This is a genomic window from Pseudarthrobacter woesei, from assembly GCF_055412745.1.
On record NZ_JBVAYU010000003.1, the window covers coordinates 99,092 to 112,291 of the forward strand.

11 protein-coding genes are annotated in these 13,200 nt (G+C 62.6%); 2 read left to right on the plus strand and 9 right to left on the minus strand.

Features of this window, described 5'->3' with window-relative positions; all coding sequences use genetic code 11:
• Positions 1-363 precede the first annotated feature (363 nt).
• Together ACZYZE_RS05905 and ACZYZE_RS05910 are read right to left on the minus strand one after the other, a co-directional pair.
• A complete protein-coding gene (locus tag ACZYZE_RS05905) occupies positions 364-1,983 on the minus strand; it encodes a DUF2142 domain-containing protein (protein ID WP_459316837.1) in 1,620 nt (539 codons plus the stop codon).
• A 5-nt stretch (positions 1,984-1,988) separates the two neighbouring features.
• On the minus strand, positions 1,989-3,086 hold the full coding sequence (locus ACZYZE_RS05910) for a substrate-binding domain-containing protein (RefSeq protein ID WP_463906780.1): 1,098 nt from the start codon (positions 3,084-3,086) through the stop codon (positions 1,989-1,991).
• A gap of 247 nt (positions 3,087-3,333) precedes the next feature.
• On the opposite strand from ACZYZE_RS05910, the gene ACZYZE_RS05915 reads away from it, so the two are divergent.
• Positions 3,334-5,289 (plus strand): DUF6541 family protein, encoded by a 1,956-nt coding sequence (locus tag ACZYZE_RS05915; protein WP_463906783.1) that lies wholly within the window; start codon positions 3,334-3,336, stop codon positions 5,287-5,289.
• Here ACZYZE_RS05915 and ACZYZE_RS05920 read toward each other — a convergent pair.
• Genes ACZYZE_RS05920 through ACZYZE_RS05935 form a run of 4 tightly spaced genes read right to left on the minus strand, consistent with a single transcriptional unit; the run spans position 5,286 to position 9,445 of the window.
• Complete coding sequence (locus ACZYZE_RS05920; protein WP_459316834.1) at positions 5,286-6,554, minus strand: lipopolysaccharide biosynthesis protein; 1,269 nt, start codon at positions 6,552-6,554, stop codon at positions 5,286-5,288. The genes ACZYZE_RS05915 and ACZYZE_RS05920 overlap by 4 nt on opposite strands.
• 39 nt (positions 6,555-6,593) lie before the next feature.
• A complete protein-coding gene (locus ACZYZE_RS05925; protein ID WP_463906785.1) occupies positions 6,594-7,643 on the minus strand; it encodes a hypothetical protein in 1,050 nt (349 codons plus the stop codon).
• Positions 7,644-7,691: 48 nt separating this feature from the next.
• Positions 7,692-8,693 (minus strand): glycosyltransferase, encoded by a 1,002-nt coding sequence (locus ACZYZE_RS05930; protein ID WP_459316832.1) that lies wholly within the window; start codon positions 8,691-8,693, stop codon positions 7,692-7,694.
• Positions 8,690-9,445 (minus strand): glycosyltransferase, encoded by a 756-nt coding sequence (locus ACZYZE_RS05935; RefSeq protein WP_459316831.1) that lies wholly within the window; start codon positions 9,443-9,445, stop codon positions 8,690-8,692. Before ACZYZE_RS05935 ends, ACZYZE_RS05930 begins: the two co-directional genes overlap by 4 nt.
• Positions 9,446-9,661: 216 nt before the next feature.
• On the opposite strand from ACZYZE_RS05935, the gene ACZYZE_RS05940 reads away from it, so the two are divergent.
• On the plus strand, positions 9,662-10,543 hold the full coding sequence (locus tag ACZYZE_RS05940; protein ID WP_459316830.1) for a glycosyltransferase family 2 protein: 882 nt from the start codon (positions 9,662-9,664) through the stop codon (positions 10,541-10,543).
• 75 nt (positions 10,544-10,618) lie between these two features.
• On the opposite strand, the gene ACZYZE_RS05945 is transcribed toward ACZYZE_RS05940, so the two are convergent.
• The 3 genes from ACZYZE_RS05945 to ACZYZE_RS05955 are packed head-to-tail and all read right to left on the minus strand — an operon-like array spanning position 10,619 to position 13,199.
• Positions 10,619-11,026, minus strand: coding sequence for a DUF2304 domain-containing protein (locus ACZYZE_RS05945; protein WP_463906787.1), 408 nt, complete (start codon positions 11,024-11,026; stop codon positions 10,619-10,621).
• An 8-nt stretch (positions 11,027-11,034) separates the two neighbouring features.
• Positions 11,035-11,781 carry a glycosyltransferase family 2 protein gene (locus ACZYZE_RS05950; protein WP_459316828.1) on the minus strand — a complete coding sequence of 249 codons (747 nt, stop codon included), beginning with the start codon at positions 11,779-11,781 and terminating at the stop codon, positions 11,035-11,037.
• Entirely contained in the window at positions 11,778-13,199 is a 1,422-nt protein-coding gene (locus ACZYZE_RS05955) for a sugar nucleotide-binding protein (protein ID WP_459316827.1), read from the minus strand. Before ACZYZE_RS05955 ends, ACZYZE_RS05950 begins: the two co-directional genes overlap by 4 nt.
• Position 13,200 lies beyond the last annotated feature (1 nt).

The window sequence follows — 13,200 nt, forward strand, 5'->3', positions numbered from 1 at the left end:
TCCGGAACCACTCGATTCAAAGCCCACGCCCCCTTCCGCCGGCGCTGAGCGCCTTAGTGGCCGCGCCAGGCAATCTGTGAACTGGTGTTTGATCCATAGCGACGGCTGGGACGATACAGGAGGTCTGGGCCCCGCTGCCACTCAAACGGCTACGTGTGCAGCCCACATGCCGGCGCCCCAACCGGACCGGTGATCTTCCAACGACTACGCATCCTGGGCGCCTGGATGCACTCTCCCCGAAGTGAAAATGCAACGTAACGTATCAACCTGGGGTTTGGTTCTGAACTGACAAGTCACAGTCAGGCGACGCCAATGCGTTTCGTTGCTGGAGAACAGCAGGGGTCAGTGTCCGGTTGCTCAGAATTATGAGTCGTGGCGGCCCCGTGACCGAGGCAGTTGGATCAGTACGGCCCCCGGAAACAGGAACCGAAAAAGCCCGGAGGCCGCTGTCACCATAACGGCAAGGTACATAAGGGTCAGCAGGAACCATCCGAGGGGTGGTTGCCACTGCGCGCCGTTGATCAGGGCGTGCCAGTTTCCGCCGCCAAACGTCCCCACCACGTAGCGTCGGAGGACAAAGGCGAAGGCCAGAAGATGGCAGAATACTGCGGCCCACAGGACAACTCGGGCAACACTTTGAGCGCCGGACGATTGGGGGAAACGCAGTCTGCGGGCCGTCATGCCAACCGCGATTAGGAGAACGACCACCAGTGGCAGGTTGTACCTGCCCTGCCAGACGAATCCCATGGACTTCCAGATGGACGCCTGAAGGATGGCTGGCACGAAAATGAGCATCGTAAGCGCTGCCCAGGCGCCAAGCGTGGTCTGGAAGGGTCGAATCAGCATTGGCAGAAGGAATGCAACGACGAAAACCATGCTCCAGAACATGACGACGGCCATCGGCACGGGCGTGTCAAGCCAACCCATGACTCCGATGTACTGCTGGACGAACTCGGGGGCTTTCTCGACCATGGTCAGGAAAGCGCGATAGATCGAAACGCCGGGTTGGGGGTTGGCGATACCCTCCGGGGCCACGCCGGAGTTGGCCGGTGCGTGCAGCATCAAGTAGATCCAGTAGATCCCCAGGAGGACGCCGGGCACAGTGAGGGCCACCCCGGTGAGTACTAGCCGGTTGCGGAAGGCAGCCTTGATATCGGCGCCCCGGAACAGAAGCACACCCGCGACCAGGGCGCAGAGCAGCCAGATCAGTGACACTTGACGGGTGTTGGCGAGCACTATTGTCGACGCAATGACAGTGACTACTGCGGGCAAGACGTGTCTCACCCGATGGGCATTGTCGAGCGTGACCACGAAGCCGCAGAATGCCGCCATGGTGGCCGCGACCTCGAGGGAATTTGGGTTGATGCCCGCGGCGAGGAAGAGAACCATGGGAGTCACCGCGAGGCTAGCCATGAGAACAGGGATCCGGGCTTGCCGCAGTTGTGCAAGGGCAGTGAAGCCAGCCGCGTAAAACGCTGCTGATAGCACTGCGCTGAGGATGCGCATAGCGAACAACGCCGGCTGTCCGGTGAGCAACAAACTCGGCAGCCCAACGATCCAGTAGTACATCGGATTATAGGATCCAGCTGAAGTGACGCCTATGGCTTCCGCGTTGGCGTCTGAGGGGATTGCGGGGGCGCAGTTGGCCGCGGTGTCCTGACGGAATTTGTAGCAGTCCTGTGCGTGAAGATTGGCGATGTAGGCGGGCACCCGTACGTGAACGCCGTGTCCGAAGGACGTCCCTTCTTCAATGGTGATCTGGCCGCGGACAACAGCGGCGGCCTTGATGGTGTGGGCAGGCTCGTCGGGAAACGCCATAAGCGGAGTTGCGAGCGACCACAGCGATACTGCTGCAAATATCAGCAGGAACAACTTGCCGAACAACGTCCATGGCGAAGAACCGGAAGGCGTTCTTGCGGGCACAGAGTCTTCTCCGTCCAGAGCAGGAGTTTTGTCCTGGTTGTGCACTTGAACCGCTGCCATTGCCTCTACCCTTTGTCCGAAGTGATGGCCCGGACGTGCTTCAGGGCCGCGGCGGTCGTCTGTTCGCTGGGGGGCAATGAGCTGGAGTAGACAACGGCATCCCTCTGGCCCTGCCTGCTCAGGACAGACTCGCCCCAGGAACGAACGAGGCCAGCCGTGGCATCGTTGCGGTACCGGGTGCAGAAGTACTGGTTCTCCAGTACGGCGAGGGCATATCCCTTGCTGCCGTCGAGCCGTTGCTCCACGACGCGAGGGACGGACTCCACGGTCTCGCCGGCGGAAATCGCCGCCATCGTGGACTCATTTCCGAAATCCTGGTAGACGCCGCCGAATTGGAGGCGGGCCACGGAAAACCGTGAACCGATGATGGCTGTATCAAGGACCGTGATTGCTCCGGCGGTCTCCTCGACCTTCTGGGCTGCATCGGTGACTTTGTCCTCGCTGGCCTTGACCGTACCGCTGGGCCATTCACTTCCGCTGGCGTCAGGCCACGAATCCGGCGCCTCGGCGGCCAGATATTCGTTCACAGCGTGTGTCACGTCCGAGGGAGACTTCTCAAGGATGGGGACCACATCAATGGAGGGAAGGGACACTCCCGGATTGGCCGCGACAAGCTGCGGATCGTTCCACTTCGTGATCTGTCCCTGCAGGATGCCTGAGAGGAGGGACGCACTAAGCTGCAGGGTCTGGATCTCGTCCAGGTTGAAGGCAACTCCGACGGGCACGACGGCGACCGGTACGGAGATGAGGCCATCGCGGCCGCAGACCGACTGCCCGTTGGACGCCGTACCGGCGTCCAACGCCGCATCTCCGGCGGCGAAGTAGGAGAGCCCGTTCATAAGGGCAGTCTTGCCGACCTCCGCGCCGTCGGGGGAATAGGCGATTGACACACCAGAGTGATCGTTCTTCCAGTTCTTCGCCCAAGCGGCAACCGCGCCCTGCTGGGACGCTGTACCAACGCCGATCAAGGCGCCTTGAACAGTTCCAGCTGGTATTTGCCCTGCGCACGCGGACAGAACAGTGGCCACTATACTTGCCGCGGATAGAGCCCGGAGACGCGAAGCTCGTGAAGGCCGGGAACGGGAGCTACAGGAATTTGGCACGGTTATAGCCTACTTGGCTGAGTGCCGCTCGTCTGACTCTGCGCGCGCTTCGCCTCGTGTTTGCGCAATCAGAACCGCCACCCGGTACTACCGGCCGCACCACAAACTCCGGCTGTCCCGTAGAATATGCAAGGCCGGAACGCGCGAGGCGATTGGCATACCGATGCCTTGATCTGATGAAGGTGGAGCTGCCGGCCGCTCCCGGAAGGTTTGAATGTCCTGGTGGTCTGTGGTTCCGGAATTCATCATGGCAGTCTTAATCCTGTTTGGCCCCGGCCTGTTGATCGGAGTTTCGGCAGGTCTCGACCGATTCGCACTGGCGGCGCTGGCCCCGGGTTTTTCCGTCACTGTCATAGCAATGTCGGCCGTTCTGGCTGATTTCGCCGGAATTCCATGGTCAATCGGGCCGGTCGTGCTGGGCACGTTTCTGTGTGTGGCCGGCGTCCTGTTGATCTGCCGCGGATGGCTCAAGATTCGGCCCCTGGGTTTCCGGCGACATCCCGCAGACGTGAGGCTTTGGCCGGCCAACTGGAGTGGCACCCTCTCGGTGACCGCCGCCGTCGTTTTGGCAGCTGTGACTGTCGGTGCACGGCTTATCGGGGCCTTTGGCGAGCCGGAGGCGTTCTCGCAAACCTTCGACAACGTTTTCCATCTCAACGCTATCCGCTACATTCTGGACACCGGCTCCGGCTCTGCGCTCACCGTTGGCGCCATGACAGGCGGAGGGTTCTACCCGACGGCCTGGCACGATCTGGCGTCTCTGACGGTCCAGTTGACGGACCTGCCAATCCCCGTTGCCGTCAACCTGGTGAACGTCTGCATCGCTGCACTCGTTTGGCCGCTGGCGTGCATCTTCCTCGCACGCGTCATCCTTGGGCCGACTTTTGTCGCCACTTGGATTGCGGCTGTGCTTTCGGCGGCGTTCGGCGCATTCCCGCTCCTGATGGTGGATTTTGGCGTGCTGTATCCGAATTTCCTCGGGATCAGCATCCTGCCGGCCGCGTTGGCGATGGGCCTGCAGTCGTTGGGCCTCGGCGCGGCGCCGGGGGAGGGACGGGCGCTGCCCGTGATCTCGCTGGCCCTGACGCTTCCCGGACTCGCGCTGGCCCACCCCAGTTCCATCATGGCGCTCCTCGCGTTCCTCGCCCCGGCAGCGTTGTTCCGGTGGTGGTTATCCTTGCGTGAGGGCGTACGCCGGCGCGGGGTCTCCTTCGGCTCGGTGGGCATCCACGGTGTGGTGCTCTTGGGTTCAGTGCTCGCCGCCGTCGCGCTTTGGATGACGGTCCGGCCGCCCAAGGAAGCCGCTTTCTGGCCCGCGGTCGAGGGTCCTTTCCGTGCCGTTTTCGAGGTGATCACGAGTTCGGCCATTGGCCGTCCGGTCTCGTGGGCCGTCATGATCCTGGCACTGGCGGGGCTGGTGTACCTCGTGCGCAAACCGGGCATGTGGTGGCTGCTGGGAGTCTACGTTGTGGCGGGGCTGCTTTTCGTTGCTGCGGCGTCGTTCCGGTCCGGACGGATCAGGGACTTCCTCACTGGCATCTGGTACAACGATCCGCCACGACTCGCTGCGCTGCTGCCTATTGCTATCCTGCCGGTGGCCGTTGTAGGTGGCGCTGAACTTTGGAAGTGGTTCAAGAAGCGAGCCTTGTGGGCCACTGGGGACTGGCCGTTCGGCCGCCGGCGTCTTGTCCTTCATGGGGGGGGAGCCGGCCTCCTCGCTTTGCTTCTGGTCACCACCCAGCAGGGTAACGTCGACGCCGCGCAAACCGCCGCCGCCAGAATGTACCGTGTGGAAGCCTCGTCGCCCCTCGTCAGCTCCGATGAGCTTGCACTGCTGGGACGACTGGACAGGCACGTGCCGCCCGGAGCGGTCATCGTGGGGAACCCGTGGAACGGCAGTTCGCTGGCCTACGCCCTTGCGGACCGGAGGGCCCTGCAGTTCCACATCCTCGGGGCAATCCCGCTGAGCGCCCAGCTGCTCTACGACCGGCTGCGGGATGCGGCCACCGATCCCGCCGTGTGCGACGCCGTCAGGGAGCTGAACGTCGGCTATGTCTTGGATTTCGGCCACCATGAGGTCAACTTTGGGGACGAACGGCGGGATGTCTTTACCGGTCTGGACGATCTGGCCGGCAGCGGCGCAGCCGAGCTGATCGATTCCCAGGGAACCGCCCGGCTGTTCCGGATCACGGCCTGCGGCTAAACGTCGACTTCAGAGATGCTGCCACTGGCCGGAGCGGCTGGGTTCCGCCGGTTCCTGCCGGCCGAATACAACAGTGCGACCCCCTGAACAGCGCAAACAACAAACTCCCCAATGGCCAAGCCAAGCGCGCCGCCTGCCCCCTGCATTAAGGTGCTGAGGAAGAGCATCGCTGGCAGGCCTATCGCCGCTCCGGCCACCGTACTCCAGAACACAGCCCTGATACGGCCCGCCGGCACCAACCAGTGCGATCCAGTGGAGGTGTTGATGGAGACGAAGAGGAATGCCACACCAAACCAGAGACAAGTTGCAAGGTCGGCGGCCAGCGGCGGGCCGAAGAGCAACTGCGTGACGAATGGCCCCAGCAGGGCGAAGCCCGCGAGACCCGCGATCCCCAGGATTGTGTGGCTGAGCAGGGAAAACTTCCGCCTCTTGAGCTGATCGCCGTCGATCTCCGCCACCCAGCCCTGAAGGCTGCTGCCCAAGGCGCCCACGGCCATGAGACCGATGCGGAAGAGCTTTTCGGCGGAGACGAACACCGCAAGGCCAGAGGGGAAAGCCGCGGCCGCTACGACAAGGACCGGAGTGGCTGAGTATGCTGCTGCGGCCATTGTGGTTCCGGACGCGGCCCGTAGAGCCCAGATTTCCTTGATGACGGGGAGGGCATGAAGATGGGCATAGTCCTGTCGCTTGCTGTGCCGGCGGGTGAAAAAGAACGTCCCGAGCAGTCCACCGGCCAGGATTGCGGCCGGATACAGGATGATCAGGCCGGTGGCCAAAAGCACGGGGATGCAGACGATGGTGGAAATGATCCTGGGCACCACATCGTAGCGGGCGATCTGGCCTGCGTCCCCGGTGGCAATGCAATACCATGCCGGCGACAAACCCGCGGCCGCTTGGGCCCCGGCCATCAGGAACGTCTCCCAGAAGTGCCCGGTGCCGCCGTAGAGGGCAGCGATGCCTGCCAGGACCGGTAGGCAGGCCGCGAACGCCACGAGTCGTGTTAGCAAGCTGATGGCATAGAGACGCCGGCGGAGCTCGGGGTTGTTGGTCCCGGCGACGCGGGCCGGCCCTGACAACGTCCAGCCCAGGGCCACGAGAATCGCGGCTAGAGAACCGACGGCCTGTCCGATTGCAAGGGCGTTCCATGTGCCCTCGCCACCGACCCGGGCGATGTAGGGCAGCAGCAGGAAAGGCGCTAGCGAGGCAAGGAGGGGAAGACCCGCGAAGGCGCCGATCCTCCTGGCCATGGCACGGGAGTGACTCAACAGACGACGCTCCGTCCCGGGAAGGCGGGGTCACGCACGCTACGCATCCAGGTAATCGTAGGCATCCTTGCCGAAGCGCTGTTCGACAAAGATGTCCGACACCTCGCGTTTGAATCGGTCCTTTTCGCCCAGGATAGCCGCCCGGTATGAATCCTGCTTGGCGATTTCTCGGGGAAGGTCCGCCATCAGTTGCGGCAGGAGGGCCGCGGAGTAGGACACTTCTGCGGGGCCGGGCGTGATCTTGTGTTCCCACGGAACCGGCACATCCGCATAGAAGGCTCCCGAGCCTCTCCGGCCGACGACGGTGAGCGCCCCCGAGAGGGCGGCCTCACGGGGCATCCGGTCCTTTCCTGGGTGGAAGCCCAGATCAAGGTAGATTCCGCACTCTCCCAGAGTTGACGTGACTTCGGTCCGGGTCATGCCTTGAATGGGGCGCCATTCAATGGACGGGTCGCAGACTTTCATGACCTCACGGATGATGTCCCCGCCCTTGACCGGGTTGAAAGTCACCAGGCGGTGGTTCCTGGAACCGTCCTCGCCTCCGGAGAGGAACTCGGCGCTTGGCGTGTAGTCGGAAAGAAGGGAGGGCACGACGTTGAGGTGGGAGAAGAGGAACGCCCAAGCGTATGAGGACTGTACCGCGTGAACAATGCGGCTCCGCTTGATGCTGCGCGGATCAACGCGGTTCTTCACTGCGCTCAACCGCGGAACCAATGTCTCCTTGAGCGAAGACCATGGACCGGAGGTCGACCTCAGTGCGGTGCGTCCTGCAATGAAGGTGGGTGAATAATCGATACTGAGCCACCAGCAGATCGGGGTGGCGCGCTTGTAGGCATGCAGATCGGCCACATATACCTCAGGAACGACCACAAAGTTGCCTTCGGCGTCCACGGGCGCCGGCGCCTCGGGTGCGTTGTAGATCTCGAACTGCTCCGCGCGGGGGGTTGCTGCCGTAGCGGGGTGAGGGACGAGGTAGGCGTCCTGGCCGAGTTCACGGAGCATGTCCACAAGCTGGTGAAGGGCTTCGGGCCCTCCCGTGCGCAGCCCACGGGGGTAGACGACATAGATCTTGCGTGAATTCTCAGACATCAACAGAACTTTCGGGTAGGGGCGGGAGCGGGCCGGCGGTACGGATACTCAGCGCAGCCGGGCGGCCAATTGTTCGTCAATCTTGCCCAGGCGGCCGCGCAAGGCATCGTGGATGCCACTGACGGTGGCAAGAACGTGTTTGCGGCGGTTGGGGCCGTAAACGAGGCGCACGACGTGGCTCTGGAGCTCCATCCCCATGCGCCTGATCACCCATCGCGGCTGTCGCCTGAAGTATTTGCGGGCCATGACCAGGGAATTTCTGGTGATGTAATAGACCCGGAATGGCGCATGATAGTGGACAAAGAGTCTTTTCTGACCGAGGCGGGCGTGCCAGCCAAGTATCCGTAGCGGGCGGGCGTCGCCGAGGGAGTGTTCCAGATTGCAGCCAGGGCCAGCAATAGCCCGGAGGCCGGCGTTGCGGACCCGCGCATTAAACTCCGAATCAACGCAGTCGATGAAGAGCGACTCGTCGAGGTATCCAAGCTGATCGAATACCGTGGCGCGGATCAGGGTCCCCGACTGCATGGGGTCAAAGACTTCGGCTTCCGGCCCTGCGGTTAACACAGGCAGGGGTACGCCGTTGTGCAACTGCGCGCAGACCATAGCGACGGTTTCAGGATTGCTGGAACTCTTTTCGGCACCCAACGCGTGGCGGATGTAATCCCCGCTGAATCGTGAATCCTGGTCCATGGTGACCACCCACTCGGGCGACCAGCGTGTGCGCGCTGTCTTAATACCGGTGTTGAGGGCTGCAGCGATTCCGGAGTTCACACCAAGGGAAATAGCCACAGCACCCAGGGCCTCCATCTCGCCCAGTACGGCCGTGACGTCCGCGGACGACCCATCGTTGACTACGACGACATTCTGTACGTAACGCAGAAGCCAACGAACGTTCTCGACGGCGGCCGCCGCCGGGTTGAAGACTGAGACTATGGCTGCCACGTTTCCGAATTTGCTGGGGGACATCGGGGCTTCGGTCATAGGGGTCGGGTGCAATTCAGTGGCCTCCGAGGATAGTTCGTCCGGCTTGCTGCCTGGTTCGACGCTCACAGTGCGGCCGCGTTCCTGGCACGATGCCCGGCGACGGCGATGTTCTTCGCGAAGGCTATCCGGGCTCTCAGGATCTTGGCCAGACCACGCATGCCCTCGGGCGTGAGATTCTTCCCGTGCAGACGGTGCAGGATCGTGTTGGTCTCGACGTAGGCGATGGACCGGTTCATGTTTCCAACAAGTGCGATCCATTGATCGTGGGACTCGGTCATGTGCGTCGGAAACGGCAGGATTTGCCCCAGGAGCTCCCGGCGGAAGGCCATGGCACAACCCCAGTGCAGCCGGTAGCCCACGAGTATTCCGATGATGTTCCGCACCCTGTGCCGGGAATCCTTGGCGCGGAGACGGATCTCGTGGAACCGCCCGGCCGGACCTTCAATATGCTCGCAGTTACTGACGACCATCTGGTGTCCCTCGAGCGCACCGACCATGAGTTCAACGCGGCCAGGGATCCAAATATCGTCCTGATCCGAGAGGAAGACGTATTCTCCGCGGGCCTCGCCCAGTGCGCGTTCGAAGGTGCGGACGTAACCGGCGTTGGTCGCCGCCTCGATCAGACGAATACGGGGGTCTTCGATGGCCCTAACGATTTTCGCAGTGGTATCGGTGGACGCATCGTTGACAACCACAAGCTCATCGTGACGGCCCAACTCTGCAAGGATGGAGTCAATCTGCTCTTCGATATGAAGGGAGCCGTTGTACGCAGCCATGCACACAGAGATACGGGGCACAACGGTTGAGGGGTCATCCATGCGGTGGGAAGTCTCTTTCTTCTTGCCTGGGGGGTGTTTGGCGGGCTCTGACCAAACACCACCAGTCTAGCAAGGTGCCGCTGCGGCCCGGATTGGCAACGTCTGCCCATATAATCGGATGACCGCCGTCGGACGTACATATGAATCCACGCGCATATCTGTGAAGCAGCCCATTCGATACCAGTGGCTGAACCCACCGGAAGGAACCAAAGGTCCATGACCGTTGATGTGATGTTGCCCTACTATGGCGACGTAGACCAGATGAAACTTGCGGCCCAAAGCGTCATGAGCCAGCAGTATCAGGACTGGCGGCTCATGGTCATCGACGATGGCTATCCCGACCCGGAACCTGCGCGTTGGTTCGCTTCCATTGCGGATCCCCGGGTCGTGTACCAGCGGAACGAGGAGAACCTTGGAGCCAACGGCAACTACCGCAAAGCACTCGGCCTTGTCGAGGCGCCGTACGTCGTGATCATGGGTGCCGACGACGTCATGCTGCCCAACTATCTGGAGGTTGTTGTCAGCGCCTTCGCGGCGTACCCCAATGCCGACGTCGTGCAGCCGGGAGTGCAAGTCATTGACGAGAAAGGCATTGCTTGCACTCCTCTAGCGGATGCAGTCAAGAAGGTCTACGCACCCAAAACGAGCGAACGAATCGAGCTTAAGGGCGAGAAGATGGCCACCAGCCTCGTGCGCGCGGACTGGGCCTACTTCCCCTCGCTGACATGGCGCTCCGCAACTATCACCCGCATCGGCTTCACCGAAGGCCTGGACGTCGTTCAGGACCTCGCTCTGTTGCTGGACATCGCTGCGGAGCATGGGTCCATGGTTGTCGACCCGGTTCTGGCTTTCCTGTACCGCCGGCACTCCGCCTCCGATTCGTCCGTCCGGGCACTCGACGGCCGCCGCTTTGACGAGGAGCGTCGCTTCTTTGCGCTGCAGGCTGAGCGTTTCGCCGGCCTTGGCTGGAACCGGGCGGCCCGCGCCGCCCGGTTCCATACCACATCGAGGCTCAACGCAGCGTCGATGGTTTTGAGATCTGTATCCAAGGGCCGCATGGAGTCACTGCCGCGTCTCATGAAGCACATCGTGAGCTAGCGACAGCTGCGAGGCCGCCTGAAACGACGGTGGGTGGCACGCCGTAGCGTGCCACCCACCGTTTTTTGTTTGGCCCTACTTGTCCGAGAGGGGGCTGCCGTTCGCAACAGGGTCCTGCGCGGGACGCCGGGATTCCGGAGGCCGGAGAGACCGGAGGTCCTGGAGATCGGAGCGCAGGATGGCGACTTCTTCGGCAAGGATGCGCACCTCATCCTCTGCCTGGGACTGCTCGTGGGACAAGTGGAGGCAGACGCCCACCAGGAGAATCAGGGTCATGATGAACAAGAGGTTCGCCGGGATCTGGATTCCAATAAGGCTGCTGGCTTTGTCAAGAAGCTGGGGAAAGATCGACAGTATGAGCGTGCCGATGCCCACGATAATCCACAGGACCGCATATTTTTCCCGCAGCTTCTGCCTGCGCAGCATCTCAAACACGTAGATGAGGATCGCCACGACGACGATGAGGCCCATTATGAGTGCCATTTGAAATCCTAGTTGGTAGAAGGGGTTGACCGCTTACGAGTCAACGCGAAGAGCAGGGCAAGACCCGAGCGGCCTAGATACATCGCTGCCTTGATGGGGTCGTGGCTGGGCTGTCCGCCCTGACGTTCGCGCATGGAGACGGGTACCTGCCGGACCTTGCACCCGGATCTGACCGCCACCACGAGGGAGTCGATGGTGTCGCCGAGATATTCGGCGGGGTAGTGGTCCACATACTGCCGGATGGCCTTTTCATTCGCGGCGCGGAAGCCGGATGTGACGTCCGTCAGACGCGTGCCAGCGATGCGGGACAGGCTCCAGGCCAAGACATTCATCGCCCACTTCCTTGGGCCGCGGACCGCATACGTGCCCTTGTCCGCAAAGCGGGCGCCGATGGCGATGTCGGCTTCGCGCAGACCGTCTAGCACGGATTTGATGTCGCGGGGGTCGTGCTGGCCGTCAGCGTCGACTTGGATTACCTGGGTATAACCGTGCAATTTGGCGTACTTGAACCCGGTCCGCATGGCGCCGCCGACGCCCATATTGAAGGGGAGTCGCAGCACGCGGGCGCCGGCTTCTCCTGCCAGCGCGGCGGTATTGTCGCGCGATCCGTCGTCGATGACGAGCACATCGCATTCCGGCCCATACTCGAAAACCTCCCGCACAGTGGTGCCGATGACCTCGGCCTCGTTCCAGGCGGGCATGATAACGAGGGTCTCGTGCTTTCTTGCCGAGCTGATATCAGATGGCTGAGTCATGACCTAGTCCGATGGTTGAGGTAATCCCGGAGTCTCTCCGGTGTGGGAGCAGACAGAAAACCGGCCGCACTCAGTTTATCAAGGGCCAGCGTGCTGTTCGTGGGACGCGGGGCGGCGTCCTTCCCCTTGAAGTATTCGCTGGTGCTAACGCCTGTAACACCGTCCCGGGATCCGGCGCTGAGTTCGTAGACGTCGGCCGCGATGTCGGCCCAGGACTGGGGGTCGCCGTCGCTGCTGAGGTTGTAGGTGCCGTACCGGGCGCCGGTTTCCAGCAGATGGCGGATCCCTGCGGCGATGTCCTCGGTGAAGGACAGACGGCCGATCTGGTCGTTGACCACCTTGGGCTCCACACCGCGGGCAGCCAGCGAGGCCATGGTGCGGACGAAGTTGCTGCCCTCGCCGATCACCCAGCTGGTCCGCACGATGTAGTGGCGCGGCACCACGCTGACGACGGCGTCGCCGGCTGCCTTGGTCTGGCCGTACACGCCCAGCGGGGAGAGCGGCTCGTCCTCGGTATGGACGTCCCGGGTGCCGTCGAAAACGTAGTCCGAGGAGATCTGCACCAGCGTCAGGTCGTGTTCGACGGCGGTCCGGGCCAGGCGGGCGACGGCAGTGACGTTGATCCGCCAGGCGGCCACCCGCCCCTCGGGTGTTTCCGCGGCGTCGACGGCGGTGTAGGCGGCCGCGTTGATGATCGTGGAGTAGTTTTTCCAGTTCAGTGCGGTGAACGATTCCTCGCTGTCCAGGTCAAATGCAGCCCGCCCGGCGAACTCGACCGAAGGGTCGCCGTCGTACAGTTCCCGTAGCGCTATCCCGAGCTGGCCGTCCGCGCCGAGGACCAGGATCTTCTTCGGCGGCATCGGTGTGACGTCCGCGAGCCGCGGGTGGGCCCTGTCCTTCTCCGAGAGTTCGGCCTGATCCAGCGGAACGGGCCACGCGATCGCGGCGGTCTCGTCGGCGAGGTTCAGGAAGGTGTACTGGTCCTGCGCGTCGGCGGACCAGTGGTCGTTGACGAGGTAGGTGTAGGCGGTGTTGTCCGCCAGGGTCTGGAAGCCGTTCCCCACGCCCCGGGGAATGAAGATCGCCTGGCTGGCATCGAGTTCGGCGGTGAACACGGTCCCGAACGTGGGGCCTTCGCGCAGGTCCACCCACGCGCCGAAGATCCGTCCGCTGGCCACGGAGATGAACTTGTCCCACGGCTCGGCGTGGATCCCCCGGGTAGTCCCGGCCTTTTCGTTGAAGGAGATATTGTTCTGCACCGGCCGGAAGTCCGGCAGGCCGAGGGCCACCATCTTTTCGCGCTGCCAGTTCTCCTTGAACCAGCCCCGGTTATCGCCATGGACCGGCAGGTCGTACAGGACAACACCGGGAATCGGGGTGTCGTGGGCGGTGAGCCTTTTCGAGAACTCGATCGTCATC

Bases quoted from the DNA above. Each gene is read 5' to 3' on its own strand.
- ACZYZE_RS05905 (WP_459316837.1), bottom strand. From the start codon at position 1,983: ATGGCAGCGGTTCAAGTGCACAACCAGGACAAAACTCCTGCTCTGGAC.
- ACZYZE_RS05915 (WP_463906783.1), top strand. From the start codon at position 3,334: ATGGCAGTCTTAATCCTGTTTGGCCCCGGCCTGTTGATCGGAGTTTCG.
- ACZYZE_RS05925 (WP_463906785.1), bottom strand. From the start codon at position 7,643: ATGTCTGAGAATTCACGCAAGATCTATGTCGTCTACCCCCGTGGGCTG.
- ACZYZE_RS05935 (WP_459316831.1), bottom strand. From the start codon at position 9,445: ATGGATGACCCCTCAACCGTTGTGCCCCGTATCTCTGTGTGCATGGCT.
- ACZYZE_RS05940 (WP_459316830.1), top strand. From the start codon at position 9,662: ATGACCGTTGATGTGATGTTGCCCTACTATGGCGACGTAGACCAGATG.
- ACZYZE_RS05945 (WP_463906787.1), bottom strand. From the start codon at position 11,026: ATGGCACTCATAATGGGCCTCATCGTCGTCGTGGCGATCCTCATCTAC.
- ACZYZE_RS05950 (WP_459316828.1), bottom strand. From the start codon at position 11,781: ATGACTCAGCCATCTGATATCAGCTCGGCAAGAAAGCACGAGACCCTC.
- ACZYZE_RS05955 (WP_459316827.1), bottom strand. From the start codon at position 13,199: ATGACGATCGAGTTCTCGAAAAGGCTCACCGCCCACGACACCCCGATT.